At 24.4% G+C, this 4990-nt stretch carries 3 protein-coding genes; 1 reads left to right on the top strand and 2 read right to left on the bottom strand.

The genetic code is table 11. The annotated features are described in order from the left end of the window. On the bottom strand, nucleotides 1–1885 hold a 1885-nt coding region (locus MBFIL_RS02585), incomplete at its 3' end, for a beta strand repeat-containing protein (RefSeq protein WP_369324004.1). 1751 nt (nucleotides 1886–3636) lie between these two features. Between MBFIL_RS02585 and MBFIL_RS10935 the strand changes: the two genes are divergently transcribed. Further along, nucleotides 3637–3795 (top strand): hypothetical protein, encoded by a 159-nt coding sequence (locus tag MBFIL_RS10935; RefSeq protein ID WP_211261692.1) that lies wholly within the window; start codon nucleotides 3637–3639, stop codon nucleotides 3793–3795. Between the two features lie 428 nt (nucleotides 3796–4223). Here MBFIL_RS10935 and MBFIL_RS10760 read toward each other — a convergent pair. After that, nucleotides 4224–4990: DUF11 domain-containing protein (locus MBFIL_RS10760; protein ID WP_066971205.1), on the bottom strand; the 767-nt coding region annotated here is incomplete at its 5' end.

Genomic DNA, 4990 nt, shown 5'->3' with positions numbered 1-4990 from the left:
TCCATAAAGCTTTATTAATTGATGCAAGAGCTGTGTCCCAACTAGCACCATCATTATTGTCATTTCCACCTGTAGCATTTACATAAACATCAGTTGAAAGAACAAAGTCATAATTATCCACTTCAATATGTACATATTCTGGTGAATATGTTAATATATTATTATCCTTAGCATCAAAAATATCAACACCAAGGCTAGATGAAATAGAACCATTAAAATCAGGCATTAAACTTAAATCATATTCAACATTACTATTATTTAAAACTAAACTATAATTTAGAGTGTTTTGGTTTATTTCACTAATAGTTACGATGAAGTAGTTTGCAGGACTTCCTCCATTAATTTTAGGATTGTTTGATCCCCACCAATTTAAAGTAGCATTAACATTACCTAAATTTTCAAGATCATAACCACTTACATTAGTATTATTAAAAATACGATTATAATTAATTTTAACCCCTGCAATTCGAGAAGCAGTACCATAAATAACAATTCCCTGATTATTATTAATGATATTATTTTGAGTTACACTTGTATAATTAGCATAAATATACATAGCTACAGTATTATTTGTGAAGTTAGAATTAGAGATATTAGATCTAGTATCACCTAGACCTAAATGAATAGCTCTAGAGTTTGAAATGAAGTTAGAGTAATCAATATTAACTGCACTCCCAGAGTAAATAGCTCCTCCAGTAGAACTACCATTATTATTGGTGAAATTGGAATTGCTTACATTTAATCTAGCAGTATTATAAATAGCTCCGCTAGTACTTCCAGTATTATTAATAAAATTAGAAGTATTTAAACTAAAAGTTCCACTATTAGAAATACCATTAGTATTATTAATAAAACTAGAACCATCTAAAATGAATTTTCCTGCATTAGAAATAGCTATATTATTTTTAATAAAATCAGAGTTACTTACAGTAGCATTACTATTAGTACCTATATTATCAATACTACTACCACTACTAATGTTAGTGAAATTAGAACTAAATATTGTAAGGTTACCTTCATTACTAATACCATTAGTTATAAAACTAGAATCATTTATATTAATAGTACTATCAATAGTATTATAAATTGTATTACTAGTAAAGTTAGATCTATTTACACTAATATTACCCCTATTGTAAATAGCTCCACCACTAACAGCTGCAGTATTAACCATGAAAATAGAGTCAAGTATACTAACATTACTGTTAATGTTATTATAAATAGCACCACCATATGATCTAGTTGCAGTGTTGGTATTATTATTAAATGTAGTGTTGTTTATGTTAAGATTACCAACATTAAAGATAGTACCATTTCCTCCACTGTTAGAGGAGAAACTAGAATCTTTAATATCTAAATCTCCATTATTGTAAATAGTACTACCATTATTACTAGCACTATTACTAGTAAAACTAGAATCTCTTATATTAAGAGTACTATCTAAAGAATTGTAAATAGATCCACCATTGGTTACACCTATTGCTCTTCCATTTGTGAAAGTTATGTTTATGAAGGTTACAGTGATTCCTGAAGATATATTAAAATGTCTACTTTGACCTTCAGCATTGATTATAACATTTCCTTTGGATTCTCCAATAAATGTTGTGGTTTTATTTACTGTTATGTTTCTATTTTTCGTTCCATTATAAATTCCATTGCCTAAATAGATTGTTCCGTTATCCTCTACATTTATCACTGCTTTTTCAAGACTAGCATAGGGATTGCTTAGGCTACCCTCAGCTTGATCATCTCCATCAGGTGCTATGTATACATCTGATGCAGCATGAATACTTGAGATTGATAGTGATAATACTATTAAGAATACTAATGAAATTATTATTTTCTTCATATTCTCTGATTTTTTGAAGTTAAATCTCAAAATCACTTCCTCCGTTTATATGAAGATAATGTTATCTTCATTCCTATAATTTATATACTTAATTTAATTATTCATGGATTATGACTTAATTCAAGGTTTTTTTTAGAAATTAATTATTCAATGTCAAATAATAAGCCTGTATGTGATGGTAAATAGTTAATTTAATGATAGTAAGTAATAACTAATATATTTGCACGAATTATATATTATAGGAATTTTAAACAGAGTTGTGAGCGAGATGGTCAAAAAAATCTTATTCATAAGATTTTGAATTTTCACTTGTAATTAATCAATTAGAATATTCATATGCGTTTAAACATTATTTTTAGTTACATTTTCATTTAAATTTTTATAACTATGATAGAAAATTATTATTTGTAACAAGAAAATGATTTAATAGTAGCAAATAATAATTTATACAAAATTAGTTCATTATTTTTGAACAAGTTAATATTACCTTATTAGTATTACTTACTATATATACTTTCTCATTATTGTTTTATAAAATACAAATTAGATTATTATAAATATACAATATATAAAAATAGAGAGTTATTATAATAACTAAGATCATTCAGTCCTTTAAAATAGATTTAACATTTTATTTTTTATTAAAAACATTGGAAATATATTGAAACAAACTTTTGAAAACGAGAAATCAGAGATTTCTCGAGATTTCTCTAAATTTCTGTCACAAAATAAAAGTTTAAGAAAATCAAAGATTTTCTAACTTAATAAATTAAGTTTGATCAAAAGCTATTCCAAAACTCAAGCATCTAAACATACTGAACACTTCTATTAATTCAAAACAAACTTTTGAAAAAAGTTTGAACAAAAACTATTCCAAAACTCAAGCATCTAAACATACTGAACACTTCTATTAATTCAAAATTTAGTGAAAAATAAAAATTCTTTATTTAGATAAATACATGATAAAATAATTAATAAGAGATTAGAAAGAAATATTAATAGAAATTAATAGAAAATAGCTATTAAAAATCTTTAATTTAATAAAAATAAATGAATCCATGATTTAAAAAATACCATTAGTTCATATACTAACAAAGCTTTGTAAATTAATAGTTTGATATATATCAAATAACTTAAACTCATTCAAAAAATCAATTATTCTTTAAAAAACTTATAACAAACTAAACTAACTTATATTCATTTAAATATTCATTAAAATTACTATTAAAATTATTTACAAATATAATATTGAAATTAAGATAAAATTAGATTAAATAATGATTATTTACTAATAATATCAATTTTTAAATAATTAATTAGCAAATAAGTTGATTTAAGAGGATTTTGATGAAAAATTATCAAATATATAATTATATTGATTTTTTGATTTAAAATACATCCTTTAATTTTTCTTTTTAAAAAATAGCTATAAAAACATTCTTATTTCAATATTATTAACTTAAAAAATATTTTTATTCCATATAATAAATATTATCATGATTAATTAAGTATACATTAATAATTTACTAGGATCTATTTAAATAAAGATTAAATTTTAAAAAACATCATTAAAGAATCTCTTAAATAATAGATAAATTTGTCAAGTAGAAAAAATTTTTGTCAAATAACATGATATTTATATTCATATTACAATTAAGATAATTATATTAAATATTAATTTAATAGCTATTATAAAATTCGTTTTGTATAAAACAAAATATATAATAATAAATCCTAGAGATTATGCATATGCACATATAGACATATATAAGCATATACATGTATGTATGAGCATTATTATTCCTTCAGATGTTACAGTAACATTGATTGTTAATGTCAGATTTGCTCCAGCTTCAAGATTTCCTATTGTCCATCCAAACTTGTGCCAACATCATAAGTACATTGGTTGCACTATAATTTATAAATTACACTTTACTGTGATCTAGGATTATCATAATATATCCATCAGTTACTAACAAATCTGTGTAAATTTCATTGATAAAATTAGTTGAGCCCCATTAGTAATTACTAGGTAAATATTAGATCATGGATACAAAATTAGCTATTTTAACAATTAACAGTTTATTTATTAATGATTTGATTCTAAGTATAAGATCTTCACCATCTGATATTAATGCCCCTATTGAGTAAATTTATGATTCTTATACTCCCTTGTACCATTAAATGAGATTGTTTTATTTAAAACATTAATATCTCTAGCAATAGGGTAAATTTTTTGATTTAGAGCAAAAACACCTGTAAAACAAAAAATCATTATTTATGAAAATAAGAAATAATACTCCATATTTCAAGAAAATGAGAAATTTAAGACATCAGTTAAATTATGGAACATCCCATATTACATAAAATTAACTCATTCTTTTCTTTTAAAGGAAATTAATCCAAATAAGCTTAAAATAATTATAATAGCTATTAATGGAATACCTGTTGTTTTCATACCTGCATTTGTAGTTGAATTTTTAGCATTCAGATTATTTGGAACATCTGTGTTTTTATTATTGTTATTAAAATTAACAAAATTATTACCTTCTAGGTCAGTATTGTAATCAGTATTATTGTTTGTATCCCCATCATCAAAATTATTATCATAATCACTAATATCATTATTCCTTACATTATCATCAGTCAAATTAAGAACAATATCAATAGTATCACCAACACCACCCTTAGTGAAACTCACATCAAAAATACTCTCATTACCATTATACTCATTATTACCCACAAATCCAACAGTAATATTGTCTTTAACTTCAGTAATATTATAATGAATAGTAGCTATTCCATCGATAAACTCAATATCAACATAATTAACACCATCCAAAGTCACATTAGATACCGTATTAACAGGATTACCGTCACCATCAGTCAAATTAAGAACAATATCAATAGTATCACCAACACTACCACCAGGAACAACAACATCAAAATCAACATTATCTTTAGTGAAATTCACATCAAAAGTACTATTATCAGTTCCATTATCATTATTAGTGTTATTCTGATCCACAGTCACACTCGCAGTATTAATAACTGTACCATTACCAATAATAACAACAGTAATACTCAAAGCAACACTCTCACCAGCACCAAGAGACCCAATAGACCAAACACCAGTATCAT

This window comes from Methanobrevibacter filiformis, from assembly GCF_001639265.1.
GTDB lineage: Archaea > Methanobacteriota > Methanobacteria > Methanobacteriales > Methanobacteriaceae > Methanacia > Methanacia filiformis.
Note: the sequence above shows the minus strand (reverse complement) of the source record. Positions and strands in the feature narration are given on the sequence as shown.

What these genes read in the sequence shown, in the direction of transcription:
- MBFIL_RS10935 (WP_211261692.1), top strand. Translation starts at nt 3,637, where the DNA reads ATGAGCATTATTATTCCTTCAGATGTTACAGTAACATTGATTGTTAAT.